The sequence below is a fragment of the Sinorhizobium sp. GQ132 genome (assembly GCF_059758575.1).
Genome location: NZ_JCAXDX010000007.1, coordinates 1 through 26,227 on the forward strand (window position 1 = coordinate 1; position 26,227 = coordinate 26,227).

Annotated in this window: 21 protein-coding genes and 6 pseudogenes; 13 read left to right on the forward strand and 14 right to left on the reverse strand. The window is 62.2% G+C overall.

Annotated elements, in window-relative coordinates:
* Positions 1-242 precede the first annotated feature (242 nt).
* Positions 243-1,280, reverse strand: a complete 1,038-nt coding sequence (locus AC6CIG_RS18310) for an IS110 family RNA-guided transposase (protein ID WP_498323277.1) — start codon at positions 1,278-1,280, stop codon at positions 243-245.
* A gap of 566 nt (positions 1,281-1,846) precedes the next feature.
* Here AC6CIG_RS18310 and AC6CIG_RS18315 point away from each other — a divergent pair.
* Positions 1,847-3,061, forward strand: a complete 1,215-nt coding sequence (locus tag AC6CIG_RS18315) for an MFS transporter (RefSeq protein ID WP_498323279.1) — start codon at positions 1,847-1,849, stop codon at positions 3,059-3,061.
* Positions 3,062-3,179: 118 nt separating this feature from the next.
* Here AC6CIG_RS18315 and AC6CIG_RS18320 read toward each other — a convergent pair whose 3' ends face one another.
* Positions 3,180-3,470: a hypothetical protein gene (locus AC6CIG_RS18320; protein WP_498323654.1), complete on the reverse strand. Its 291-nt coding sequence runs from the start codon at positions 3,468-3,470 to the stop codon at positions 3,180-3,182.
* A gap of 481 nt (positions 3,471-3,951) precedes the next feature.
* Here AC6CIG_RS18320 and AC6CIG_RS18325 point away from each other — a divergent pair, with 481 nt between their 5' ends.
* From AC6CIG_RS18325 to AC6CIG_RS18345, 5 genes and pseudogenes are all read left to right on the forward strand, one after another.
* Complete coding sequence (locus AC6CIG_RS18325) at positions 3,952-6,474, forward strand: hypothetical protein (protein ID WP_498323281.1); 2,523 nt, start codon at positions 3,952-3,954, stop codon at positions 6,472-6,474.
* Positions 6,459-7,040 carry a hypothetical protein gene (locus AC6CIG_RS18330; protein ID WP_498323283.1) on the forward strand — a complete coding sequence of 194 codons (582 nt, stop codon included), beginning with the start codon at positions 6,459-6,461 and terminating at the stop codon, positions 7,038-7,040. Before AC6CIG_RS18325 ends, AC6CIG_RS18330 begins: the two co-directional genes overlap by 16 nt.
* The gene (locus AC6CIG_RS18335) at positions 6,988-8,262 is read left to right on the forward strand and encodes a hypothetical protein (protein WP_498323285.1); all 1,275 of its coding nucleotides are present in this window, start codon (positions 6,988-6,990) and stop codon (positions 8,260-8,262) included. Before AC6CIG_RS18330 ends, AC6CIG_RS18335 begins: the two co-directional genes overlap by 53 nt.
* Before the next feature lie 287 nt (positions 8,263-8,549).
* A pseudogene (locus AC6CIG_RS18340) lies at positions 8,550-8,989 on the forward strand (site-specific integrase); the annotation flags it as partial.
* A 58-nt stretch (positions 8,990-9,047) separates the two neighbouring features.
* A pseudogene (locus AC6CIG_RS18345) lies at positions 9,048-9,655 on the forward strand (class I SAM-dependent methyltransferase).
* A 21-nt stretch (positions 9,656-9,676) separates the two neighbouring features.
* On the opposite strand, the gene AC6CIG_RS18350 reads toward AC6CIG_RS18345, so the two are convergent.
* The 10 genes and pseudogenes from AC6CIG_RS18350 to AC6CIG_RS18395 all read right to left on the reverse strand — a co-directional run bounded on the left by AC6CIG_RS18350 (position 9,677) and on the right by AC6CIG_RS18395 (position 18,934).
* Positions 9,677-10,150 carry a c-type cytochrome gene (locus tag AC6CIG_RS18350; protein ID WP_498323286.1) on the reverse strand — a complete coding sequence of 158 codons (474 nt, stop codon included), beginning with the start codon at positions 10,148-10,150 and terminating at the stop codon, positions 9,677-9,679.
* A gap of 7 nt (positions 10,151-10,157) precedes the next feature.
* Positions 10,158-10,874 (reverse strand): annotated as a pseudogene (locus tag AC6CIG_RS18355) (DsbA family protein).
* A 109-nt stretch (positions 10,875-10,983) separates the two neighbouring features.
* A complete protein-coding gene (locus AC6CIG_RS18360; RefSeq protein WP_498323288.1) occupies positions 10,984-11,655 on the reverse strand; it encodes an SCO family protein in 672 nt (223 codons plus the stop codon).
* Between the two features lie 64 nt (positions 11,656-11,719).
* Positions 11,720-12,178: a TlpA family protein disulfide reductase gene (locus AC6CIG_RS18365; RefSeq protein WP_498323289.1), complete on the reverse strand. Its 459-nt coding sequence runs from the start codon at positions 12,176-12,178 to the stop codon at positions 11,720-11,722.
* 159 nt (positions 12,179-12,337) lie between these two features.
* Positions 12,338-12,778, reverse strand: coding sequence for a DUF411 domain-containing protein (locus tag AC6CIG_RS18370; protein WP_498323290.1), 441 nt, complete (start codon positions 12,776-12,778; stop codon positions 12,338-12,340).
* Between the two features lie 30 nt (positions 12,779-12,808).
* Positions 12,809-14,284: a multicopper oxidase family protein gene (locus tag AC6CIG_RS18375; protein ID WP_498323292.1), complete on the reverse strand. Its 1,476-nt coding sequence runs from the start codon at positions 14,282-14,284 to the stop codon at positions 12,809-12,811.
* Between the two features lie 105 nt (positions 14,285-14,389).
* The gene (locus tag AC6CIG_RS18380; RefSeq protein ID WP_498323293.1) at positions 14,390-14,749 is read right to left on the reverse strand and encodes a hypothetical protein; all 360 of its coding nucleotides are present in this window, start codon (positions 14,747-14,749) and stop codon (positions 14,390-14,392) included.
* A gap of 702 nt (positions 14,750-15,451) precedes the next feature.
* Positions 15,452-16,667, reverse strand: a pseudogene (locus tag AC6CIG_RS18385) (MFS transporter).
* Between the two features lie 36 nt (positions 16,668-16,703).
* Positions 16,704-18,119, reverse strand: coding sequence for a chromate efflux transporter (chrA, locus tag AC6CIG_RS18390; RefSeq protein WP_498323294.1), 1,416 nt, complete (start codon positions 18,117-18,119; stop codon positions 16,704-16,706).
* A pseudogene (locus tag AC6CIG_RS18395) lies at positions 18,107-18,934 on the reverse strand (chromate resistance protein ChrB domain-containing protein). Before AC6CIG_RS18395 ends, chrA begins: the two are co-directional and overlap by 13 nt.
* Positions 18,935-19,217: 283 nt before the next feature.
* Between AC6CIG_RS18395 and AC6CIG_RS18400 the strand changes: the two are divergent.
* Positions 19,218-19,810 (forward strand): annotated as a pseudogene (locus tag AC6CIG_RS18400) (tyrosine-type recombinase/integrase).
* A 176-nt stretch (positions 19,811-19,986) separates the two neighbouring features.
* Here AC6CIG_RS18400 and AC6CIG_RS18405 read toward each other — a convergent pair.
* Complete coding sequence (locus AC6CIG_RS18405; RefSeq protein ID WP_498323296.1) at positions 19,987-21,516, reverse strand: winged helix-turn-helix domain-containing tetratricopeptide repeat protein; 1,530 nt, start codon at positions 21,514-21,516, stop codon at positions 19,987-19,989.
* A 123-nt stretch (positions 21,517-21,639) separates the two neighbouring features.
* On the opposite strand from AC6CIG_RS18405, the gene AC6CIG_RS18410 reads away from it, so the two are divergent.
* The 5 genes from AC6CIG_RS18410 to AC6CIG_RS18430 all read left to right on the forward strand — a co-directional run bounded on the left by AC6CIG_RS18410 (position 21,640) and on the right by AC6CIG_RS18430 (position 24,817).
* Positions 21,640-22,083: a cupin domain-containing protein gene (locus AC6CIG_RS18410; RefSeq protein ID WP_498323298.1), complete on the forward strand. Its 444-nt coding sequence runs from the start codon at positions 21,640-21,642 to the stop codon at positions 22,081-22,083.
* 56 nt (positions 22,084-22,139) lie between these two features.
* Positions 22,140-22,625, forward strand: coding sequence for a RidA family protein (locus AC6CIG_RS18415; RefSeq protein WP_498323299.1), 486 nt, complete (start codon positions 22,140-22,142; stop codon positions 22,623-22,625).
* A 783-nt stretch (positions 22,626-23,408) separates the two neighbouring features.
* On the forward strand, positions 23,409-23,882 hold the full coding sequence (locus AC6CIG_RS18420) for a nuclear transport factor 2 family protein (protein ID WP_034858941.1): 474 nt from the start codon (positions 23,409-23,411) through the stop codon (positions 23,880-23,882).
* Positions 23,883-23,885: 3 nt separating this feature from the next.
* A complete protein-coding gene (locus AC6CIG_RS18425; protein WP_498323301.1) occupies positions 23,886-24,467 on the forward strand; it encodes a TetR/AcrR family transcriptional regulator in 582 nt (193 codons plus the stop codon).
* The gene (locus AC6CIG_RS18430) at positions 24,464-24,817 is read left to right on the forward strand and encodes a helix-turn-helix domain-containing protein (RefSeq protein WP_498323303.1); all 354 of its coding nucleotides are present in this window, start codon (positions 24,464-24,466) and stop codon (positions 24,815-24,817) included. Before AC6CIG_RS18425 ends, AC6CIG_RS18430 begins: the two co-directional genes overlap by 4 nt.
* Here the strand turns inward: AC6CIG_RS18430 and AC6CIG_RS18435 are convergent, their stop codons facing one another.
* Positions 24,818-25,342 carry a PAS domain-containing protein gene (locus tag AC6CIG_RS18435; protein ID WP_498323305.1) on the reverse strand — a complete coding sequence of 175 codons (525 nt, stop codon included), beginning with the start codon at positions 25,340-25,342 and terminating at the stop codon, positions 24,818-24,820.
* A 438-nt stretch (positions 25,343-25,780) separates the two neighbouring features.
* Between AC6CIG_RS18435 and AC6CIG_RS18440 the strand changes: the two genes are divergently transcribed.
* Entirely contained in the window at positions 25,781-26,152 is a 372-nt protein-coding gene (locus AC6CIG_RS18440) for a PepSY domain-containing protein (RefSeq protein ID WP_498323306.1), read from the forward strand.
* Positions 26,153-26,227: the final 75 nt, after the last annotated feature.

The window sequence follows — 26,227 nt, forward strand, 5'->3', positions numbered from 1 at the left end:
GCTTTGCGTCAATCCCTTGTGAGCTTAATCCCTCGCCGAGTGCTTGCTTCTGTCCGCAGTCGGAGCTTTGCCGCTGCTCTATGGTGTCTGCTGAGGACCGGTTGGCCAATCTTAGAAGCGCAGTCACCGCGTGCTGCTGATCGCATAGCGGCCTAACCCATCCATCGTCCCGGCGAAGGGACCTCGCTGCGGAGGGCTGATGGCTGTGCCCGTCCGAAAGCCTGTCTCGTCGTCTCCTCCGATCAAGCCGCCAGGGCTGGCGCTCCCTTATGAGCAATGAAGTTGGTTCTGTCCTTGAGCATGCAATGCAACACCACCGCCAGCTTGCGGGCCAGCGCCACGCGCGCCTTTTTGGGGCCGGCACGTTTTGCGACCGCCAATGCCCAGCCCTTCAGATCCGAACCTTTGACCGGCCGGGTCAGGATGACGTTGGCCGCCTCGTAGAGCGCGGTTCGCACACTGCCATCGCCGATCTTCGAGATGCGACCGCTATGATCGGTCTCGCCCGACTGATACTTCTTCGGCGTCAATCCAAAGTGCGGCCCCACCGCGCGGGATGAGCGGAATCGCTCCGGCGCATCGACGGCCGCGACAAACGTCAGCGCCACCAGGACGCCAACGCCCGGCGTCGTCATCAGCCGCCGTGCGTTGTCATCCTGGCGGGCGATGGCACGCAGCTTGCGCTCAAAACCTGCAAATTCATGCACAAGCGCCTCGCGCACCTTCAGTAGTGCCGTCGCGATCGCCTCCAGGGTCGGATGGCCGGCAATCAGCTCGCGGATGCGCCCCGCGTAAGTGCGCCGCGTCGTCGCCCCGACCTTGAGGCCGAAGCCGCGCAGGATGCCCCGGAGGCTCATCTCGATGTCGTGAAGCTTGCCTTGAATGAGCTTGCGGGCGGTCAGCAGCGCACGCACCTCCTGGGCCGCAAGAGATTTGCAGTGGACCGGTCTGAACCAGCCAAGCCGCATCAACTGCGCAATGCCCCGGGCGTCCTTCTTGTCGGTCTTCACCGGCATCGTCTTGAAGGCTGCATGCACGTGGCGCGTCTCGATCAGCTCGACGCAAAGACCTGCTTTCACCATCCCGGCATGGAGCCACTGCGACAAGGGGCCGGCCTCCAGACCAATTCGCTCCATCGCCACGCCGTGCGCGCCGAACCAGGCAATCAGCGCATCGGGCTCGCTGAGGATCTTTGCTTCCCGCACAATGCGGCCATCCACATCCACCACGCACACACTCGAGTATTCCAGTGATACGTCGATGCCGGCATACTGCTTCATGGTCGTCTCTCCGTGCTGCTATGGAGCAGGCCACTCCTGACTCCGCCACACCATCATTGTGAGGGACGACCACCGACCCATCAAACCTACCGCGCCGGGTTCCGCCCGTTACACCATCTTTTTAGCCCAGAACGTGAACGTCCTCGCAACAAGCCGTGCACGGGGCTCGTGAAGAACGGCTCCCTTCGACCCTTTGCCGTCGTCCGGCAGGCCAGGCGCGCCGGCAGGTCTTGCCAAACTAAGGAGACGCTGGCGCGCAAGAGCACGGAGAACGTGACGGCCTGTCTCCATGGCCTTGGAGCTATGCCTGTCGCGCCTTGACCGAACCTCTCATGTTCACGCGCGGCGAGGAGAGAGCAGAGGATGTGAACTTCACCACTATTCTAAACCCGCAACTTTTGTCGTCTGTGCGATACCGGTCATTGTTGCAATCTGAATAAGTAGAGGCTTGGCCGAGGGTGACTGTCCTGTTGCGGCCGTCGACGGATTTGCGGCCGCGGGTGCGATCGGACTCAAGCCCGGCTCTATCGCTGCAAATACCGATACGTGACATTTGGAGACGGAGCATGGCTGCAACCGATCAGGCACTGCCACCGGCACGGCGATGGGGTTCAGTTGGCCTTACCCTCATGTTCACTGGTTTCATCGCCGCCACCTACGGCTTTGGGGTCTATCTCTTTCCGGCTCTGATGCCGGACATGCTAAATGCGCTTTCGCTCGACTACCGGCATGCCGGGACGATCATGGCAATGTCGCAGGCCGGGTTCCTGATTGCCGCACTCATCAGCGGCTTTCTGACAGACAGGATCGGCGCGATCCGCCTCATCCTTCTCTCGATGGCCTGTTGTGCGACGTGCCTGTTGCTTGTCCCGTTCACCTCCGGGCTCGCGACGCTGTCGATAATACTGTTCTTGTCGGGCGCGGCATCCGCCTCAGTCTGGGTGCCCATGGTCGTCGTCGCCAAGGCGGTCATCCCACAGGCTCATCAAGGCAAGGCTCTTGGCCTGATGTCGTCGGGCACTGCCTACGGCGTTTTCGTCAACGGTTCCGCAATTCCCGTGCTGCTGCCGACATATGGCTGGCAATCGGTCTGGTTCTTTGTCGCCGCCCTCACCGCTTTGCTCTTCGTGTGGGGGTCTTTCAGGCTCGCAGGCATCGGAAAGGCCATAGCGACAGGCGGCAGGGCGAGCAACCCTTTGGACCGAATGAACGCGATGAACTACCTGCGGCCCGGCTATCTAGTCATTCCCGCCATGATGTTCCTCAGCGGCGTCGCCTGCATGCCGGCACAGAATTATCTCGTCGCTCTCATTCGCGATGAACTGGGATACGGCGTGACCGCAGCTGGGCACGCCTGGACGATGATTGGCTTCAGTGGCATGTTCGGCGGCTTCGCCATGGGTATCCTTGCCGACAGGATAACGGCGCGGAAAGCCCTTGCACTGGCCTATCTGCTGCTCGCCGCCTCATTCGCCGCCTTCGTCGACCATCGGAGCCTTGCCGTGATTTATTTCGGTGCTGCCCTGTTCGGCTTGGCGTTCAATGCGATTTTCGGACTCATTCCTGCCTATGTCAGCCTGAGTTATCCAAGCCAAGCGACCGCCCTGATCTTCGGCATCGGAAATGTCATGCTAGGGCTCGGTGCCATGACCGGCAATTTCCTCGGCGGCATCATCAAGGATCAAGCGGGTTCATTCCAGTTGATCTATGGTGCGGCGCTTACACTTGCTGTCCTGCTGACGTTTATCGCAATGTTCTTGCGTAAGCCGACTTCTCCATAGCAGATGGGTTCGAAGTGGTGCTGCAGGACGCTTCGGGTGCATGCCGTGAAATCCCTGATTTTTGCGTCACGCGTCGTCCACCCGGCGCTACTCGATCAACGGCTCGATTGAGCCCGGTCTAGCCGTTCCCGCCACGTTTCACGAACGACGCTGTCCCCATATCGGCGGCGGTCCAGTCGTGAGCCCGTATTTCCATCCTATCGGGGAACAGCCACCCTCCAAAGCTATGATTGATTTTGAGGGCGACGCGACGCGCTCCCGCGATTACCCCACGTCCCTGCCGGGACGTAGGCTGAGCCATTCCGTTGATGGGATTGCCGCACTTCCCGCGCCAGATGCGTTTGCCGTCGCGGCGGATCGACACCGCCGTCTCTTTCATCGACACGTCGAGACCGATATATTCTTCCATGGCTGTTCTCCATTCGATGCTTGGGCCCGGCCACCGCTGACCCAGCCGAGTGCGTCGTCCACATTGAAGGCTCTTCCAACGAAGCCCATGATGCGGCGGCCTCTGCCGACCGCGAAGACAACCCTGTAACCCGGCACACGCGTCTCATATAAAGATACTTGACCCCACGGCTGCGATTAGACATCGCTCGTCGATTCCAAAAGCGGAAATCCATCAGGAAGCGCGGGAGCGCGCTAACATTTCCGCACTTAGTGGATTGCGGTCTGCTGCTCTCGATCAACCGGCAATTATAAGAACTGTGCGCAGCCTGCGCGTAGCGTATTGAGATAACATTGTTTTGCTTTGAGGGTGTCATTACCGTCTCAGCCCGACGCGTCCGGTAACCTCCGCGATTCGATTGTGACGACCAGTGAGACATGTGCCAATGACCGACCCTGTATCCCTCGACCGCCAGTTCGTTCGCTGGGACGCGGAGGTCGCGATGGACGTCGAACTGGCGCAATATCTGGAAAGCTATTCGGGCAATTACGATTGGGAGGCGCTGCTAGAGCGGCGGCGCGTCGTCATCCTCGCCGAGGCGGGCAGCGGTAAATCGACCGAGCTGGCGGAGCAGGCTAAGCGCTTGGGTGCCGAAGGCCGGACGGCCTTCATCACCACGCTGCAAAAGGTCGGGCAGCGTGGCAGCCTTCAGTCCGCCCTTGGCGCGGCGGAATGGCTCCGCTTCGCGCAATGGCAGTCCACCGCCGAACCGTGCTGGCTTTTCCTGGATTCCGTCGATGAGGCGAAGCGGGCGGATTTCGCGCTGCTCGATATATTGACCGACGTCGCCGACGCGATCGACGGCTTCTCGACACGCATCCATATCGTACTGAGCGGGCGGGTGAGCGACTGGGAGTTCAAGCGCGACCTAAAGACGCTGCTTGAGCGAATCCCGCTTCCGCCTCCCGATGAGAAGCTCGAGCCGATCAGCGCTGACCAAGAACTGATCGACGCCGTCCGCAACGATCGGCGGAAAAAAGACCCGGAGCCCGCCGAGAAGCCCCTGGTCGTGGTGATGGCGGCGCTCGACCGCGCGCGCGTCGAAACCTTCGCTCGGGCCAAGGGCATCACCGACGTCGATCGTCTGTTCGCCGAGCTTGATCGGCAGAATCTCTGGTCGTTCGCCCGCCGTCCGACCGACCTCGACTGGCTGGCCGGCTATTGGCGAACTCATGGCCGTTTCGGCTCGCTTCAGGAGATGCTGGATGTCTCGATCACGGAACGGTTGAAAGAGACGAACCTGTCGCGCGCGCGCACCGATGCGCTGGACGCCTGCAAGGCGCGCACGGCCGTCGAGCGGATCGGTGCCGCGCTCGTCCTCCAAAAGCTCGACACCATCGTCGTGCCTGACACCGATGGCGAAGCCCGGGCCGATGTCGCGTTTCTCGATCTTAAGGATATCGCCCCCGATCTGACGCCCGGCGAGCAGGCCGCGCTCATCAACCGGGCGATCTTCGACCCAGCCACGCCGGAACAATCAGGGGGCGGTACGCGGCTTCCTCGCGGCGAAGTGGCTGGCGCGGCTGCGCAAGGACGGCAACCTTACGGGTCGCGCATCTTCGAGCTCCTGTTCGCCGAAACCTACGGCGTGAAGCTCGTCATTCCCTCAATGCGCGCGACCGCTGCCTGGCTTGCGCTGTGGGACGCCGAAACCGCGCAGGAGATCGTCGCGCGCGATCCGCGCCTGCTCATGGACGCCGGCGACCCATCCAGCCTCAAGCTCGAGGTTAGGGTCCGCGCACTCGACTGTATCCTTGAGACCGCCGTGGAGGACGAGCATTTCGCCATCCCCGACCATGATGCCTTGCGTCGGTTCGCGCAGCCGGACCTCGCGGACTATGTGCGCGACCGATGGACGGCGCTGAAAGGCTCGTCCGGCGCCCGGACATTGCTGATGCTGTTGATCCACCTCGGTAAACTCGACGCCTGCGCCGACATCGCCGTTGAGGCAGTCCGGGCCGGATACACCGATCGCTACACGCCAATCTTCGCCGGACGCGCGCTGCTGTCCACCGGATCGACCGACCAGCTGCAGGACTATGTCCACGATCTGGTAGAGCATGCCGACAAGGTTCATCCCAGCCTGGTCTGGGACGCGCTTGACAAGCTTTATCCAAGGCTGATTGCCGCCAAGGATCTGCTGACGCTGATCGGTGCGGTGCGCAACAAAGGCGGCGATGGCGGGCTCGATCTAGATTATCACGGACCCCGGCTTGCTGCCCGCATCCCGGACCCGGCGTCTGCCCTCGTCATCGTCGATGGCCTGCTCGATCGGTTGGTGGTGAAGGTCGACCTTTATCGAGAGAGCTCGGATCCAAAAGACAAGCAGATCCTCGAGACGCTCGAGGTTGCCGCCGCACGTTATGCCAGCCTGATCCCGGCGACCCATCTGTCCGACAGCATCATCGACGCCGCGATCCGGGTCGGTGAGAGCCGGCGCATGAGCCGTCGCCATCGAAGGGTTCTTGAGAAGGATGCGCTCGACCTTGAGGCGCAGATCAACGCCACGCCCGAATGGCGCCGGCTTGCGCTGTGGCGGTGCGCCGACCGGTTCCGGATGGCCAAGGAGACGCCGCTCAACCACCCCTGGCAGCTGCAGTTCATCGGTCTTGGTCCGCGTATTCTGGCGGCCGACATCGATTGGCTAATCGAGGACATCGGATGGCGGTCGGACGAAAATGACCTGCGGTTCGCCACGAATGGGGCGATGATGATCTGGCGCGAGGGCGCGATGATCCGGCGCTTTTGGCACGGATCCGCGCCGCCAATCCGGCGACCGTCGTCCAACAGACGATCGACAGCTGGTTCGCGGCCCCCAGGCGCAACCCCGAATATGAGCGATTTGAGGCCTGGCAGGCGAAGCGCGAGGCACAAAACGCGGTCGATCAGGCGCGCGCGGATCAGAGCTGGATCGATTTCCGCAATGAAGTGCAAGGCAATCCGGAGCTGTTGCTTGACTATCTGAAGCCTGGCGATGGCAAGGTTGATGGCCGTCTCTACCATCTCTGGCACCTGCTCAGCCGTCTCGGCGAGAACAGCTCCCATTACGCGATTGCCGATATCTCGCCGCTGCGCCCGCTCTTCGGCGATGAGGTGGTCGAGGCGTTTCGCAAGGCGATGATTCAATATTGGCGGCTGCTGCATACCGCGCTTCCGTCTGAGGTGCCGCCAGAGGAGCGCCGGATCAGCCGCGCCTATGACCTGCTCGGTATCGTCGGCGTTACCCTGGAAGCGAGCGACAATCCGGGATGGGCGGCGGCGCTCAATGAGGAGGAGGCAAAGCTTGCCACTCGCTTCGCGACGCGCGAGCTCAACGGTTTTCCGAAATGGATCGATGACCTGGCCGCGGCGCACCCCGCCCGTCGTGAAGGATATACTCTGGCGCTACCTTGCGGTCGATCTGGAGCCGACCAACGCGGCCGAGTCTCGCACCCACCTGCAAGACGTGGTCGGCGCCGGCGATACGGTTGCGAGGCTCATGGCGCCGCTGATGCTCAATTGGCTCGAAGCGCATCCCGATTTGTTTGCTGACGCGCTCGACATGGCTTTGCGCCTCATCGCGCGGGACCCGGCTACTCTCGCGGCGGCCATTCCGCTGGCATCGCGCCGCAGCCTCGAGCCGCGCAGCCGGTGGACGCGCGCCGCCAATATCGGACTCGTCTACGCCCATGATGCGGCGGGTGCGACCGACCTGTTGATCCAGGCGTTTCAGACCATGAGCCGCAACGATCAGGTGCTCCTCGCTCAGGCCGCGCTCCCGCGTGCCTTCGGCTCCCGCTTTCGGCTCGATCAGCTCAAGCTGTCGCCGGTTCCCTTTGCCAGCCTCGAATGCTTAGTGCTGCTCGCCTTCGAGCAGATCCGGCCTGACGAGGACAATAACCGACCGAGCCTCGAGGCCTACTCCCCCGACGAGCGCGACCATGCCGAAGATGTGCGCAGTGGGCTATTCAACACGCTGGTGAATACGCCGGGCTATGCGACCTACGCGGCGATCCAGCGCTTTCGAAGGATCCCCGACTTTCCCGTCTGGGATCGTCGCCTGCGCGAGCTGGCGTTCGAGCGCGCAGCGGTGGACTCCGAACCGAAGGCTCTGCGCGCGGTGGATGTCTTGACGTTCGAGAGAAGCCACGAGCTGGTGCCGGCGACATCGCAAGACCTACAACGCGTCGGCGTCGCGCGCCTCAGCGACATCGCACACCAGCTGCACGGCGACTTCAACCAGGGCCTGACCGTCGCGCGCCTGCCCGACGAAGTCGATGTCCAGAATTGGTTTGCGGACAAATTGGCTTCCATGCAGGGGCACAGCTATTCGCTCGAGCGCGAACCGCATGTCGCCGAGGAAAAAGAACCCGACATCCGCCTGAGCTCGCTGCGAGATCCGGCGGCGAAGTCGCCAATCGAGATCAAGGTGGCCGGCAGCTGGTCGCTCAAGCAACTCGAGGAGGCACTGACCGTGCAGCTGCGCGGCCGTTATCTGCGCGACAAGGATAATCGCTTCGGCATCCTCCTCGTTGTTCACAACACCGTGCGCACCAGGGGTTGGGAGAAGGGGAGCGGCTATCTGAAGTTCGCTGAAGTCATGACCCATCTGGAGACGATCGCGCTGGACATGGCGTCTGCCGATGCGCTGGCGCCTCAGATGATCCCCGTCGGCATCGACCTCTCGTCCTTCGCCCAACGCATCAGGGCCGCGGAAGCCAAGGCCGCCACGACGCCGCCGAAGGCCGATGCCGAACCGTCGCCCCAAGAGTGAGGCGGGCGGGCCGTCAGATCAGCGCGGCGGGCTTCCAGCGTATCAGCTAGCTGGATGAAGGTCCGCTATATGATTTCGGCTACTTGAAAGCTGCCGGACGGCTAGCGCCCCGCACTGAAGACGTTCGGCGTATCGTCACCAAGCGTCCGCAATTGGCGCAACCTGCTCGTTCCGATGAGCAAGACGGAACGACTGTCTTCCACCCGAAAGTCGCTTCTCGCAGGTACGATCAATCCGCTTGAAGGTTGAGCGCTGCGGCTGTGGAGGGTGGCTTCGGGAGGAAGGCTATGTCTAGCTGGAATTCGGGCCGCATCATCGGTCAAAAGCCCCCATTGAAGCCGAAGGAGGTCTGGGCGATACGAACCCGCCTCCAGATGTTAGGCGCCGTGCGCGACCTGGCGCTGTTCAATCGCGCGACCGACAGCAAATTGCGAGCTTGTGATCTCGTCACGATCTTAGTTGCTGATGTTGCAATTTCCGGAAGGATTCGCGACCGAGCGATCATCGTTCAGCGGAAGACGGGCCGACCAGTGCAGTTCGAACTCACCGATCAAACGCGGGAGGCTGTCGCTGAGGAAGTCGCAGACTGGGCGAACGGGGCGTGCACGCAAAGCCGCATCTGTCGACGCGGCAATATGGCAGGATCGTCGAACGGTGGGTGTCAAGCATAGGGCTTGATCCCAAGCGCTACGGCACGCACTCGATGTGGAGGACGAAAGCGGCGCATCCGCGAGACGTAGGCCAACACGCGTGCACAAGTTGCTTCACTTCGGAAAGGGCCGCCCATGGGAATATACAGCGAAGTCATCCTCCCGAAGCTCTGCGATCTATCCATGCGCAACGAGCGCCTGCACCCCTATCGCGAACGCGTGATCGGCGCCGCGGAGGGGCGCGTGCTGGAGATCGGCAGCGGTTCCGGCCTGAACCTGCCCCACTATCGTCCGGTCGTCCGGGAGGTTCTCGCGCTGGAGCCTGACGAAAATCTGCTCGCGATGGCCGGTCGCGTTCCGCATGCGGAAATCCCCGTGAACTTCATAGAGGCATCTACTGAAGCCATACCGCTCGACGATGGTAGTATAGACACGGTCGTGACGACCTGGACCCTGTCCACCATTCCGCGAGCCGACGCGGCGCTTTCTGAAATGCGGCGCGTGCTGAAGCCGGGCGGCAGGCTGCTGTTCGTCGAGCATGGGCTTTCGCCTGACCGTGGTGTTCGCTGGTGGCAGGATACCCTTACTCCAATCTGGAGTAAGATCAGCGGCGGCTGCCATCTCAACCGCCCGATCCGATCGATGATTGAGCACGGCGGCTTTCGCCTCGATCGGATGGAGACCGGCTACATGCGAGGGCCAAGCCGATGACGTTCATGTACGAAGGCAGCGCACGGCCGTAGACGATGGGCGCACGCCCTCCATTACTGAGTTGTTTCCCGCTCGCCGCGGCTCATCTCTGCCTCATACTCGCGCTCCCGTTCCGGCCAGGTGGATTTGATGAAGGCGATCACGGCGCGGATTTCACCGTCGTTCATGACATTCCCGAATCCCGGCATGTCACTCTGGTAACCCCCGCCGACAACCGCTGCCGGTCCTTGCTTGGTGATGCGGAAGAGCATGCCGTCGGCATGATGCCAGGTGTGGCCGGATGCATCGTGCGGCGGCGCGGGCATGCGTCCAGAGGGCAGCGGGCTTTTCCAGTCGCACTGCCCTTCGAGGTTCGCTCCGTGACAGGCGGCGCAATGCTTGCCGTAGAGCGTCTCACCGAGCGCGACGGTCTCGGCCGAGGCATCGCCGTTCGCAATCCGGGCCGCCAGCCAGGGCCATGCCCCGGTGAGGCCCAAGCCCGCCGCGGCAATCCCCAGCTCCGAGAAGAGGATCGTTCTCGAAGACATTCCTGCCCTAGCTCCCACCCGCCGACGCAATCAGCCGCTTCAGCGTCGACTCGTCCGCCAGGCCGCGGACGACATCGTCGCCGACGACGAAGCTCGGCGTGCCTCCGATCCGCAAGGCTCCGGCGAGCGCGATATTGCGCTTGATGGTCGCGTCGATCGCCGGGTCTTCCATGTCCTTCTTCAGGCGCTCTACGTCGATGCCGATGCGGGCCGCGACCTCCAGACTGGAGGATTCGGTGATTCTGCCCTCGTAGGTCATCATTGCCTAGTGAAAGGCAAGATACTTGCCCTGCTTGCGGCTCGCCAGCGCGGCGCGGGCGGCGAAGGCGGAGCCCGGACCGAGGATCGGATATTCCTTGTAGACGAGGCGCAGTCCCCTGTCGGCCTGCTCGAGCTTGCCGAGCAGCGGCGTGGCCTGACGGCAGTACGGACAGTCGTAATCAAAGAACTCGACGAGGATGGCATCTCCCCCGGCGTTGGCACCGACCGGTGAATCCGGATCGTTGAAGATTTCATCGCGGCGCTCTGCGATCACAGCGGTCGCTTCACTCTCGGCCGCGGCCTGCTGGCGGGCCTCCAGACTCTTGACGGATTCGAGGATGACCTCGGGGTTCTTGAGGAGATAGGCGTGGAGTTGGCGGTCGAGATCGTCGCTGGCGCGAAGCGGCGGAAGAACTCTCGCCGCATACAGCAGCGCCACGGCTGACGGCACGACGGAAAGCATGGCCAATGCGAATGAACCGAATACCGAATGGCGCAAGCTTCGGACCCGTTTCCTGTCTCAGAGCCTGGTTCTGGCGAACTGGATGCCGAATCCTTTTGTGCGTCAGCTATCATGGGAGGGATCCTTTGAGCTTGTCCCAGAAGCCCGGCTCCGGATGCGGCTTCTGAGTCCGGTTTGTCAGCGCGTTGACGAAGACGACAAGATTGACGGGCTCGAACTTCAGGCCGTGGAAGCGGGCACGCAGGCGGCCGTCCTGGTCGATCACGTGGATGACGATCCCGTGCATCTGCATGCCATGCCCGTCGTCGGTGAACTTGAGCCCGTAGGATTCGGCGATCTTACGCGTCGAGTCCTCGGGCGCATCCGGCGCGGACGTCAGGAACACCCAGTTGGCGGGATCGAGGCCGTGCGCCTCGCCGTAGTCGCGGAGCACGGAGCCTTTGTCATGCTTGGGGTCCGTGGTGATGGTGACAAATTCGACCATGTCCTTCGTCGGCGACTGGTTGACCATCTTCTGAATCTCGGCGATCCGCTCGGCGTGCAGCGGGCAGACGTCGGGACAGTTGGTGTAGACGAAATTTAGGACGACGACCTTGCCGCCGAGGTCTCCAAGGCCGACGGTCCGGCCACTGGCGTCGTGCAGCGTGAAGCCCGGCGCAATGCTGTCGACGGCTTGGAAGTACTGTTCCTTGTCGCGGAGGTCCCGGTCGACCTCCTCGAGCGAGTGCGCGGCGGCGGGGATGACCGAGGCGAGCAACGCGGCGGTCGCCAGCGTAGCCATTCTGAGAACAGGCAGCCGTCTTCGCGAGGCGAAGGTCGCGGTAGTTTGTTGGGTTCGGGAACGGTCATTGCGAATCTTCCTTGTCGGGTACCGTCATCTGCTGTCCTTTTGGTTCGATGATCGACTTGAGAAACGCGACCATCTCCGGCGCGGCCCATTCGGCGGGACCGACCAGCCGGCCAAGCTCCCTCCCCTCGGCGTCGATCAGGATCGTCGTCGGCAAGCCCAACGCCGCCAGGGCGGACAGCGCCTGGCCGCTGGCGTCGACGTACAGGGCGAGGTGCTTTACCCCGATTTCCGAATAGAACGTCCTCACGGTCTCCGTTCCCTGGCGGTCGATCGAGAGGGCGACGACCTCGAAGTTCTGGCCGCTCAGTGCCGCCTGCAGCCAATCGAGTGTCGGCATCTCCTTGCGGCATGGCAGACACCAGGTCGCCCAGACGTTCAGCAACACGACCTTGCCGTGGAAGTCCGCTAGCGAGAGCGGCCACTCCTCCCCGTCGGCGAACCGGAGGTCGGGCACGGGACTCGGGACCACCCTCAAGTCCAGGGGCGACAGGACCTCTGAAAATAAGCATGCCCGCGATTCCTGCGAAGCCCACGACCGCCAGCAGAAGCAGAAGCCGAAGGCGCGGGTCGAACACGGTGGACCGGCTGGCTGCAAAGATGCGGGGCATCATGGTCATTCGGTCGCGTAGACCTCCGCTGCCTTGCCGTCCTTGGGAACGGTGTATATCACGAACTTCTCAGTCTTCGTACCTGCCATGCCGGGCGAACCCATCGGCATTCCCGGCAAGGTGATGCCGGCGATCGGCGGCTTCTCCTTGAGAAGCTTGCGGACGACGTTTACCGGAACATGGCCGTCGATCACGTAGCCGTCGATGAACATCGTGTGGCAGCCCTCCATGCCTTCCGGCACGCCCGCCTTGTGGCTGATCTCGAGAAGGTCGTTGGTCGGCTTCACGTCGACCTTGAAGCCGTTGTCGCGGAGATAGGCGGCATAGCCCTCGCAGCAGCCGCATTGCGGATTCTTGTAGAGTGTCGCCTGTAAGGGATCGGCGAGCGCCGGGTTGGCGAAGGCGACGAGAGCCGTGAGGCTCATGAAGCGGATCGTGCGGTTCATTTCGGTTCTCCTAGGGTAATCTAGTTTGCTTCAGGCGACGCGCAGCACAGTCATCATGCCGGACATCTGGTGGTCCATGACATGGCAGTGCAGCATCCAGTCGCCGGGATTGTCGGCGACGAAGGCGGCCTCGACGACATCCTTAGGTGCCATCAGCACGGTGTCCTGCCATTGACGGTGCGGCACAGCTCTGCCGTTGCGGCTGAGCACCCGCAGGCTGTGGCCGTGGAAATGCATCGGGTGCCACCAGGCCGTTTCGTTGCGCAAGGTCAGGACGATGCTGCGTCCGCGCTGGAATGTCAGCGACGGCTCCATCCCGGCGTGGCCGTCGCCCGTCATCGACAGCCCGTTGATCGCCCAAACAGCGGGGTGCCCCATGCCCATCATCCCGCCGCCGCCCATCATCCCGCCCATGCCCATCATGCCGCCGCTCCTCATTCCGCCCCTGCCGGACATGCCTCTCATGCTCATCATCCCGCCCTGGAGGGTCAGCATGTGGCGCTCGGCCGACGCGACTTCGGGCTCCGGCAGGGGGTTGCGGGGCAGTTCCAGCGCCGCGTCGAGAGCGTGCGCGCGGATCGGCGGCCGCTCGTCGTAGGCAAGTTGCGTCAGCCGGTAGGACAGGCCGTCGTAGAAATTGTCGACGACGTCGTAGCGCCTTCCCGGCTCTCCCTGCATGTCGAGCATGAGATCGATGCGCATGGCCGGGCCGAGCAGGATGCGTCCGTCCTCGGCTTCGTGCGGATCGCACGGCTGGCCATCGATTGCGATGATAACGGGGCGATGTCCGGCGAAGCGCAAGGCCATGATCCGCGCAAGTGAAGCGTTGACGAGGCGCAATCGGACCCGCTCACCCGCGCGGAACGGTTCCTCCTCCGAAACGCGGCCGTTGAGCGTCACAGTGTTGCCGATGCGGCCGGACATCGCCGCCTCCATCCGGTTGCCGAAGCTCGCGGCAATTCGGCCCCCGTCGGTCAGCCGCCAGTCGGCGACGACCCAGAGAAGATCGCGGTCGACGGCGATGGTTTCGCGTTCCTCGACGATCACCGCTCCGGCAAGACCGCGGCCAAGCTGCTCCAGGCTGTTGGCATGCGGGTGATACCAGAAGGTTCCGGCATCCGGCGGGGTGAACTCGTAGACGAAGCCCTCGCCGGGCTTGATGGGAGGCTGCGTCAGGCCCGGCACGCCATCCATCGCATTGGGAAGCCTGATGCCGTGCCAATGCACGGTCGTTTCCTGGTCGAGACGGTTTTCGACAACGAGGCGAACGGGCTTGCCCTGGCGAAGTTCGACAAGGGAGCCAGGGACCGTTCCGTTGTAGGTCCAGACGTCCGTTTCTGGCTGGCCGGAGCCAGCAAGTCGCGCGCGTGCGGGCGCGGCTACGACCCGGTAGTCCTGGGGCGACGCTCGCGCAGGCAGTGCTGGTAGCACAGCCGTCAGCAAAAGTCCCCCGCCGACGCGGAGCAAATCCCGGCGCGACACGGGGTAGTTGAAATCCCTATTCACATTCGACCCTTCCAATCATCGTGGGTAACGGAACGCGGGCTTTGTTGGACCAAAATGCGCGCGTTCGTTCTCCCGGCCTAGTCGCCTGGCCGCGACAGCCGGAAATCAGCCGATGTCGGAAGTTCGTGGCGGGTCGGGATCGGGAGACAGTGACCTGCCATCAAGAGACAGATCGGGTGCGACGACGGAAGCCGGCTTCTCGCCATCGGGAATGACCGCCGCAGTTGGAAGCGGCGCGATGACGGGAGCGGCACAGACGTTGCCGCAGGCCATGGCCTTCATGCCGCCGTCGCCGGGCTGGTCAGGGCAATCCTGGCAGTCGCCGTGATCCGGCATCGCCATGTCGGACATCGTCGCCATCCTGGCGGACATGCCGCTCGCCTGGGCGACCGACAAGCCCATCCCTGCGGCGACGAAGACCGCGAGGAGGACAAGGACAAGCTGTCGGACCGACCTGTGCTTCATGACGGAAGAATCGCGCCGAACTTCTGCAAATACAAGCGCGGATGCGTCCCTCCAGCGGCCCGCGCCGTCAACAGTGCGTTATCTGACGCGCGGTGACCTGTCATCTGAAGAACAGGTATTTGACGAGTGCCGCGATCACGAGCACGATGACCAGCAGCGCGAGGATGCCGACGCCGCCCATGCCCCACATCATGTCGCCGCCCATCATGTCGTTCATCATGGCGTCCTCCGTTCCATTACTCAGCCGCCTCACTGAAGCGCCGGCTCAGGTTCGTTGGCGGCCGATTGGCTGTCGGAATTCTCCGACAGCCGCCCCTGACCAGCCCATAGATCAGGGCCAAGACCGACGACGAGTTGCAGGATCTTGACGAGGCCATAGATGAAACCCTGCCACGCTACTGGAACGAAAGTCTAAATGAGGCCTGTGCCCGAGGTTGGACCAGGGGCGGTGAGGCGACACTCGACGAAATTTTGTTAGACCTTCAGTACATCAGGTCGCGCTCGTCGAGCGCCGTGCTGAGGGGACGACGGCTTTCCAACCTATTGCGACGTGGTCTGAAGCGGAAAGTTCGACCCGAAGCGGAAGTCCATGATCCAGTCGAACTCACTCGCGGGGCGATGGGCCTCCGGCTCGGAAGCTGCAGCCTTTAGTACTTCACCAACAACGCTATTCCCGGTCAAAGCGTACTGATCATGAATGGTTTACCGTTCCTCAGGTGGTTTGAGTTGGCGAAACTGCAGCGACAATAGAAGGTCATAAACGATCTTCAGCATGGCGCAGATGACGAGGGGCGAAGAGCGATAGGTTGCAGCAAGGAGAGCACCTGCAAGGGCGGGACTGGCCGCTGCGGCCAAGCTGCGCGGCACGGATGTGAAGCTCGCGGCCGCGGCCCGCTCCGCCTCGGTGACAACGGCCATCACATAGGAAGAGCGCGTCGGCACATCCATCTGCGAGAGCGCCGCCCGGATGAGCAGCAGGGCAAGCGCCAGGGGCAAGTTGGATGCGAACGCCGCCAGCAGGAGGGCAATGCTCGACGGAATGTGGGTGAACACCATGATGTTGATGAGGCCGACATGCCGCGACAGCCATGCGGCGACGGGAAACGAGAACGCCGACAGCACACCCGACCAGAAGAAGAATACGCCGGCTTGCGCGAGCGACAGATCGACAACGCTCGAACAGCCAGAGCGCGAGCAGTGACTGGACGACGAAGCCTCCGGCGAAGGCGTCGAGGCTGAACAGGGCTGCAAGCTTCAAGACGATGGCGCGCGAGGGACCGAGCGCGGCGGCTTTGGCAGATTCGGAGCTGATCATACGCTTCGGCAGACGGGCATAGAGAAGGCCGCCGGCAATGCCCATGAGCGAATAGAGCACGAACATCCACTTGATTGCGGTCAGTCGTTCTAGCCCCACGGCGATTGTGAACTCGGGAAGGGCTGCGGCGAGCGCGCCGGCGGCACCGGCAAGCCCTCCGATCAAGCTGTAGCGCGCAAACATCCTCGTCCGCTCCGCATCGGTCACTTCGCGGGTGAGCGCCGCGTGCTCCAGCGGCACAAAGACACTGACGCTGCCGGCCGAGGGGTTGATCGTGCCGGCAAAGGCGATCACCAGCAGCAGCCAGTAATCCTGCGCCAAGGACATGGCGACGCCCGTGGCCGTCATCAAGCTAGCGGCGGCCAGAAGCAACCAGCGAAGATCGTGGCGCGCCCCGAGGAACCCGACGGCAATCGTCAACAGCGCGGAGCCAAAGAGCGATGCGGTCGCGATGATGCCGACCTGCAGCGGCGAAAATCCGAGTGCGAGCAGATAGACCGGCAACAGGACAGCGACGAAGCCGTCGCCGAAGTCGCGTAACGCGCGCGCTCCGAAAAGATATGTTGCCGGACGGGGGCTTCGCACGGATCTCACTCTTTCCATCGCGCAGCGCCCTCCCGCGCTTGAGCTTCTCTACGTCTACGACATCACGAGCGTCCAGATCATCCCGGCGACGGCGCAGGCCAGCAGCGTCGCCATCACCGACGCGCGGAACCGGAAGATTGCAACCCCTGCCGTCACGGTCAGCACCAGCGACGGCAGAACCAGCGAGCTCAGCACAGGCACGTCGAGCGAGAACTTTCCGACGCTCCAGGCCGCGACCTCGGAAAACAGCGTGTGCAGTCCGAACCAGACTGCCAGGTTGAGAATCACGCCGACGACGGCGGCAGTGATCGCCGACATCGCCCCGGTAAGTGCTACGTTGTTGCGCAGTCGCTCGATGAACGGCGCACCGAGGAAGATCCACAGGAAACACGGGACGAAGGTCACCCAGGTCGTCAGGATCGCGGCCAACGTCGCCGCGGTCATCGGGTTCAGCGATCCGGTATCGCGGTAGGCTCCCATGAAGCCGACGAACTGAACCACCGTGATCAGCGGGCCAGGCGTCGTTTCGGCCATGCCGAGACCGTCGAGCATCTCGCCGGGTCTTAGCCAGCCGTAATGCTCGACCGCCTCCTGCGCGACATAGGCAAGCACCGCGTAGGCTCCGCCGAAGGTCACGACTGCCATTTTGCTGAAGAACATGCCGATCTGGGTAAAGACATTGTCGACGCCAAGGAAGGCCGTGAGCAGCGCCAGCGGCACGAACCAGAGTGCAAAGAACACGGCCGACACCCGCAGCGACCAGGCGAGGTTCGGGCGGGCATGGATCGGCGTCTCCTCGCCAAGGACCGAGTCCTCGTCCTTTAGGATCGGCCCGGTCCCGGCCTTGTGGCCGCCGCCAATTCGGAAGAGCGGCGAACCGGAACGGCCGCCAACATAGCCAATGACGCCCGCCGCAAGGATGATCAGCGGAAACGGCACGCGGAAGAAGAAGATTGCTATGAAGGCGGCCGCGGCAATGCCGATCATCAGCCGGTTCTTGAGCGCCCTGCCGCCGATGCGGAACACCGCCTGGACGACGACGGCAAGCACTGCCGCCTTCAAGCCGAAGAACAGCCCTTCGACGACGGCGACATTGCCGAAGGCGGCGTAGATGTAACTAAAGCCAAGAATCGCGAGGAACCCCGGCAGCACGAAGAGCGTGCCGGCGACGAGCCCGCCGGCGGTTCGGTGCAGCAGCCAGCCGATGTAGACGGCGAGCTGCTGCGCTTCCGGTCCGGGCAGCAGCATGCAATAGTTCAGCGCATGGAGGAAGCGGTGCTCGCCAATCCAGCGCTTCTCGTCGACGAGAATGCGATGCATTACCGCGATCTGCCCGGCCGGGCCGCCGAAGCTCAAGGCCGCCACCCTCAGCCAGACGCGAACGCCCTCGCTGAACGGAATGCCGTGGCTGTATGGCGGCCTCGCCGCATCTGGCGCGGCCTTGTCGGCGATCTCGGTCACCTCAGGCATCCTTTTTCCGGCGCAGGCGAGTTGTGTGTTTCTTCTGTGGCGTCGCGGCACCAGCGATAGAAGGCGTCATAGAGCAGCATCCCCGCCTCGAGTTGCTCGTGGTCGTCGGCATACATGCGCGACAGGCCGAGCGATGCTGCGAGCAGGCCTGGCGCTTCCGGCGCGAGGTCGAGGCGGGCTGTGTCCGCGCCGCGCACGATCGTTGCCAGGCGCAGCAGCGGCTCCGTCGAAAGACCGAATGCCTCGACCATGACATCGAAGGTGCAGAGCTCACCCTTGTGGCTCCAGCGGATCGGAGCGTCGATGTCGAAGGGGGTCGCAGCGAAGCGCTCCCCGACCATCTCGACCTCGGACGGCGACACGAACAGAAAGACCGCCCGCGGGTCGACAAAGCGGCGGATCAACCACGGACAGGCGATACGGTCGATCTTCGGCCGTGCGCGAGTGACCCAGACAGTGCGTCCACTGGCATCCCGCTCCGGTATCGCAGAGACGGGCACGGTCGGACGGCCGCGCTCTGACTAAGCTTCGAAGCCGCCCTCGAGCACGTCAGCGGCAATGTTATGGTGACGGAGCCAAGCGGCGACACCATAGCTGAGCTTCTTGCCGCGATGGCAGATGACGACGGCGGAGTCGCTATCGATCTCCGCAGCCCAGTCCTGTACGTTCCGATAGTCGCGTCGGACCGATCCCGGCACCAGGCGCGGATCGACCTCGAAGTCCTCGTCGATGCGGACGTCGATGAGCGCAGGACATTTCGGGGTGCCGATTAAGCGGGCGAGTTTCTCGGGAGAAATTTCAAGAAGTGACGACATGGCGCGTCCTCCGGGTGAGCGGTTGAATGGACGCGATACTTCGGCTGTCGCCTCGTGGGGTGATCGCAACCCCATGCGCGATTTTTTGCTCGCTTTGAGCGGAGCTGTCAAGCGGTGGATGCGCGTAGGTTAGCGGCCCGCTGTCGGCCGCATAGCGATCGCTCAGCAATACCCGAATGAACTTCGGCTCACCACCCGAAAGGTCACTTCCAGAAGGATTACCATTAGGCCGCTTAAAGGTTGAGCGCTGCGGCAGTGGAGGGTGGCTCTTTGGAGCAAGGCTATGTCTAGCTGGAACTCGGGCCGCATTATCGGTCAGAAGCCTCCATTAAAGCCGAAGGAGGTCTGGGCCATCCGAACCCGCCTCCAGATGTCGGGTGCGGTACGCGACCTGGCGCTGTTCAATCTCGCGATCGACAGCAAATTGCGAGCTTGTGATCTCGTGGCGATCTCAGTTGCCGATGTTGCGATTTCCGGAAGCGTGCGCGACCGGGCGATCATCATCTTACGGAAAACAGGCCGACCCGCAATTCGAACTGACCGAGCAGACGCGGGAGGCTATAGGTGCCTGGATTGGACGTCGCAGGCTCGGTGAACGGGATCCCCTGTTTCCGAGCCGAGTGCACGCAAAGCCGCACCTATCGACGCGTCAGTATGGCAGGATCGTCGAACGGTGGGTGTCGAGCATCGGGCTCGATCCGAAGCGCTACGGCACGCATTCGATGAGGAGGACGCCCACATCTATAAGAAAACAGGCAACCTGCGCGCCGTCCAGCTCTTGCTGGGGCACAAAAAGCTGGAGAGCACCGTGCAATACCTCGGAATAGAGGTGGGGTGGACGACGCCTTAGCCATTTCTGAGCAAGTGGAGCTTTAGCACTCAAGGCCGGCGCTTCGCTGCGAAGCGCCGGCCGCTCGCCTGCTGAGGCGACAGTTCGACCCAACGCGGCGGTTCACTCCTTCGGGCCTTAGGACAAGATTGCCCCAAGGACGGTCGTTCCCAATGGGGATCTCCTCCAGGATCGGACGTCAGCGGCACCGGAACCGCAGGAATTAATCTCGCCAACCCACGGACCGGAGCTTTTCGGCCATCTGTGCAGCCCATTGAGGATTTCTCATCGCGAGCGGCATGAAGATAGCGTCGGCGGGTTGCCGGTGCATCTGCAACTGTCGGACACAAGCCCGTGCAGCATCGGCCTGACCCAATGCGACGTGGCACCAGGCCAGGACTTCCAGAGTCAGTCTCCAGGTCGGCCGTATCTTTAGCGCTTTGTGGGCGGTCTCCAGCGCCAGCTCGGTCCTTTCCGACAGCAAGTACGCGACAGCGAGGACGTTGAACCATACGAAGTTTTGAGGGTCATGGGGATTGAGCGCGAGACCGTGCCGGAGCGCAGCAATGGCTTCTGGTGTCCGTCCGATGTAGAGGCGTGCCATGCCGAGGACCAGATGGCCGAGCGCAAAGCTCGGGCTGAGTTCGATTGCCCGTTCCGCCGCCAGGATCGCCTGGTCCAGCTCGTTCCCATAGACGCTGGCGATCGCAAGCCCGTAGTGGCAGTAGGGATTCCTGTCGTCGAGTCCGACCGCTTTTATTCCAGATTCCATGCCTTCGCGGATATCTTCAACTGAATTGATGGACCAGCTATAGGCGACGATGCCGGCATTCACCCGGGCCAGCCACAAATGTGCCTCGGGCAATTGCGGATCGATCCTGCAACTCTGTCGAAAGAGTTCCCGGGCCCGGCTATGCGTTTCTTTGGTGACTTGGTGAAAGTGCCACGTGCCGCGTCGCACCAAGTCCCACGCAGTCATATTGCCGGTGTGCCGCGTCGAGGCCAGCACCGCTTCGGTCTGGAGAAGCTCAGGCTCGACGATGCCGGCAACTCGCTCGGCAATGTCGTCCTGGATTGCAAAGAAATCCGTCATCTCCAGATCGTAACGCTCGGCCCAGATGTGATTCCCCGACGCAGCTTCGAGGAGCTGAGTCGATATCCGCAGCCGGCGACCGGACTTGCGCAAGGCGCCCGCAAGAACATACCGGACGTCGAAGTCGCGGTAAATCTGCGGGACAGCCGAGCCTTTATAGGCGAAACTTGAATTCCGACCGATGACGCGGAACCAGCGGAATCGGCTCAGCGCGATAATGATGTCCTCAGTGATCCCGTCGGCAAGATAGTCCTGTTCCCTTTCGCCGCTTTTATTCTCGAATGGCAGCACCAGGATGGATGGTGCATCCGCGCCCCGACCGGCTCTTGCCTGGGTACCGGTTGCCGCGTCGGACTCTTCGACCATTCGGTACCCGACCCGCGGCACGGTGACGATCCACTCGCCGCCGCCCGGCATTGGACCAAGCAATTTGCGAAGGGCCGCGATCTGAACCGAGAGGTTGCTTTCCTCCACTGAAAGCCCCGGCCATGCGGCATCCATCAGGTCCGCTTTGCTCAGCGTTTTTTCGCGTGCGTTGAGCAGTGCATTCAGCAGCACAAGGCCCTTGTTGCCGATGCAGAGCTTATGGCCGTCGCGGCTGAGCCGTCCCCGATCCAGGTCGAGCACGAAGGGACCAAAGGCGATGGGCGGGGCGCGCATGAAAGAAGTTTAGCCCATTTTTGCAGGATTTCGGAGTTTTTCGGCTCCCTTTTCGATACTCCCACCGCGTTCTGGATCATTCTCTCCTGCTTCCAACAGCTACCTGAGTAAAGGGAGGTCTCGATGAAGAAACATGTCGACGGGCCGAACCTCGCCGCCGCGACGACCACACAAAAGGGGTTTGTGGTCAAGGGAGGACAACCGTATCGGGCCCGGCAAGGTCCTGTCTATGCGCCAGGCGTGAGCGCCCAAACGGTGGGGTCGCGAATGCTCTGGCTGGGCATGGTGACGCTTCCGCCGGGCCGGCGCACCACGGCGCATGTCCACGAATTCCACGAGTCCGCCTTCTACATGTTGAGCGGCGACGAGGTCGAGCTGTGGACGGGTGGCGAGCTTGAGCACTGCGATCGCGTCCATCCCGGCGACTATTTGTTCATTCCGCCGAACGTGCTGCACGTGGCGGTAAACCGCTGTTCGGTTCCCGCCGTGTTCATCGGCTGCCGCAATGAGCCGACTGCAGAAGAAAGCCTGGCACTGCGCCCGGAGATGGACAGCCGCGTGCCTTGAACCCGCGATGCCGCCACGCCGCTTGATCAATCGAACAAACAATTAAGGGGAGTCCCATGTCACGGATCGAAGCAAAGCTCGCTGAGATGCACCTGGTCCTACCTGAACCGCTGATCGTGCCACCCGTCCTGCGCCTCCAATTTGCCTGGGTCCGCGTCCGCGGCAAACGGGCGTTCATTTCGGGCCATGTCCCGCAGAATGCGGATGGCAGCCTCGCTCAGCCGCTCGGAAAAGTCGGGGCAAATCTCACGTCGGAACAAGGCTATAGCGCGGCCCGGCTGGTCGCGCTGGCTCACTTGGCCAGCCTGAAACGTGCGCTCGGCGGCCTTGACCGCGTCACAGCCTGGCTGCGGGTCTTTGCAATGGTCAACGCCGCGCCTGGGTTCAATCAGACGCCGCTTGTCACCAATGGCTATTCCGATCTTATCCTGGAGCTCTATGGACCAGAAGCGTGCGCGCATGCGTGCTCGTCGATCGGAATGATGTTTCCGCTGAACGCACCAGTGAACTGCGAGGCTGAAGTGGAGATAGACGGCGGATAATACCGGCGATCTCTGCGAAAATGCGTGAACCTACTCGACCAAACATCCAGCCAGGTATGCTGGTCAACAATGACCCTCAGCTTCTGGTGATAGGGTCGCCCGCGAGCGAGACGGCCGCCGAGCAGGCAGCAAGGACAGGACCAGTATCTTGTCGTGGAACGGCTCCGAGGTTTTCCTTCATGACGCCGCCGTTCTTGACGTGCGAGGGGACTACCATCGAGAACCGCACGCACTCTTGGAAAAGCGCCAATACCGTCCAGTTGAGGCGTTGCTTGCTCGTTCCCGGCAGCCCGAGCAAACGGGAAACTTCCACCCAACTGCGATGTGCAAAACCTTCACCAATGCGGCCATACTCGGATTTCGCTGTTGGGCGAAAGCAGTATTTGCGGTGCTGTCAACCAAACTTGATAACCGCGAAACAAACGTCGACCCGCGCCGCAGGCCAGCCTCTTCCGCATTTCCCGACGAGACATCATCATCATAGCAAACTGCGAGCGGACGCCTTGCGAGCGGTCTACTTCTATCCGCGCGAGAGCTTGGGTCAGTCTTTCGTGAGCTCATGCACTGGGCGGACAAACATCTCGCAAACAGCTCCAAAGACGACATCTAAGACCTCAATTCCTGGCCTGGCGCGCACTCATCAACCTGAGGCGCAACCTTTCAATTCGCACGGCAAAACGGCCAGCGCCGAGCTTTGGCCATTGACGCCGCGCGCAGCCGCATGTACCGATTGACACACTGTTTACCGATCGGTACAGTTAACAACATCAGGAGATCAAGACCATGTCTGAACAGCGCCCGCCATTGCCTCCCTTCACCCGCGAATCCGCGGCAGCCAAAGTCCGCGCCGCCGAGGATGGATGGAACAGTTGCGATCCGCATCGGGTATCCCTCGCCTACAGCGTGGACAGCTACTGGCGTAATCGCGCAGAGTTTGTCCAAGGTCGCGAAAAGATCGTCGAATTCCTCACCAGGAAGTGGCGGAAGGAACTCGAGTATCGGCTGATCAAGGAGCTTTGGGCCCATGACGGCGACCGGATTGGCGTCCGCTTTGCGTACGAATATCGCGATGACTCCGGAAACTGGTACCGGGCGTACGGGAACGAGAACTGGGAGTTCGACGAAAATGGTCTGATGCACCACCGTTACGCCTGCATCAACGACATGCCGATTGCGGAATCTGAACGCAAATTCTTCTGGGACCGGTCTGGGCCACGGCCTGCCGACCACCCCAGCCTTTCGGAATTGGGACTTTAAAACATGCCAAAGATCGTCGCCGAGCGCTCGGACGTAATCCCATCCCTGGCCGAGATCTTTCGGGAATTTGGGTTCGATGGAGCAAGTCTTTCCACCATCACCGAAAAGACCGGCCTCGGAAAGGGAAGTCTCTATCACTTCTTTCCCGGCGGGAAGGAGGAAATGGCGGCCGCCGTGCTCGGCGAGATTGACCAATGGTTCGCGACAAAGGTTTTCGAACCGTTGCGGAGCGCGGATGATCCGCGCTCCGCTATCGCCAACATGTGTCAATCGGTTTCCGAGTATTTTCGCTCCGGCCGCCGTGTGTGCCTTGTTGGCGCGTTTGCGTTGGACAACGTCCGGAACAAGTTCAGCGATCAGGTCAGGGACTACTTCACCGAATGGCGTAGTGCGCTCACCGAGGCAATTGAGAAGGCTGGATGCTCGCACCAAGATGCACTTGAGATCGCCGAAGAGACGGTAGTTGCCGTTCAGGGGGCCTTGGTGCTCGCCAGAGCACTCGACGAACCGGAGGTCTTCGAACGAACGCTTGATAGGGTCCAGTCCAGACTTGTTGCTGCGACCCAGGGAGGAGACCAAAGATGAGGGAACGCGAGACCGGTTCTGTCGTGCTTGCACCGTGGCGGATCAAGCGTGCAGTGAATTTCATCGAAACAAACCTGGCGAGTCCGCTTCACCTCGCAGACATCGCCCGCGCGGCAGGCCTCAGCCCCATGCACTTCGCCGCCGGATTCCGCTCGGCGACGGGCCTTAGTCCGCATGCCTATGTTCGCGACCGTCGAATAGAGCGGGCAAAAACGAAGCTGAGGAGCGATGAGATGCGCATCGACGAAATCGCCATCGACGTTGGCTTTCGCTCGCAGACCCATTTCATCACAGTATTCCGGCGGCAGACGGGACAGCCTCCCGCACGTTGGCGGCGATGCAGTGCCTGACTACGCCGGCCGGGCCGAGAGGCCCCGCGAATATATTGAGGCGGAGAGTTCCACCAGGCTTGCGACCTGCGATGCACGCGCCAGCCTGTTGTTCGCGGCCTGGAGGGCCGCCTCGGCGCGTTTGCGATCGTCAATGTCGATAAGCAACTCGAACCATCGCAGAATGTGCCCGTCGACATCCCGCAACGGCATAGCCAGCACATTGAACCAGCGATAGACGTCATCTGCGCGTCGCAGACGGGTCTCGATGTCGTAGGATCGGCCTGCTTCATAGTTTGCATTGTGGGCGGCGATGGTGCGCTCCAAGTCCTCAGGATGGACGGCGTCTGTGGCTTCCCATTCCTTCCGCGTCTCCAGGGTCTTGCCAAAATATTTGAGCGTGGCCTGATTGAGGCCCTCGACCGCCCCCGACGGCACCGTCACGGCGACCGGAACCGGGATGCTGCCGACGATAAACTGAAAGTCGAGCTCACGTCGCCGCAACGTCTCCTCAGCTCGCCGGAAATCCTCGACATCGGTGACCACTCCGCACCATTTGAGGATCCGTCCGGCATCATCGAGCATCGGACTGCAAAGGACGGCTGGGAGACCGATACAGAGCACTGGATGCTCCTGATTAAATCGCTCCGTCGAGTGGAAGGCCGCTAGTCTGCATTTGAGACGTTCATCGCCATCGCACGGAACTCCCGCTCTCCACCCAACTGAGACGATCGATGCCGACGCGATCGCCGCCTTCGGGGTCGACTGTGCATCCCTCGCCTTGAAAGGAATCGAACCGCGGACCCGCTTGTCAAGCGGCGCGATGACGGCGCTCAGCATACCTTGACGCCTCTCTTCAGCCAGAGCTTGTCGATCGCGCCGCGCAGCGCTCTTACGGAATGGTAAATGTATGGAAATGAAGGGCCAAGAAGCCGGGCGCATATGTTGTCGGGTTCGATTATGAACCTTCGTAAGGAGAACAGAATGACGAGCTACAACACCATGCAGGCTGCGATGGCGGCCATCATTGCGGCGGGGTCGATCGGCGTCGCTGCGATCGCAGGCCCTTCCGCAGCAACGGCAGCCGAACAGCAGGCCGGAGCGGATGACGCGTCGGAATATGCCAAACTCAGCGGCGGCAAGCTGGGTCTTGCGGATGCCATCGCCGCCGCCGAGAAGCAGTTCGGCGGAAAGGCGGTCAATGCCGCGCTCGACAACGAGCAGGCCAATGCAGCCTTTGAAGTCGAGCTGATGAGCGAGACCGGTTCGCAGACGGTGGCCGTCGACGGCCGGACCGGCGCAGTCAGCAAGCTAGCGGATACGACAGAGAGCAATGCGGGCGAAGACGCCGAGTAGTCACGTCCGTTGCCGCATGGCTTCGCAACGCTGCCAATGAAAAGCGGGGAAAGGCTCTGGCTGAGTCTTTTCCCG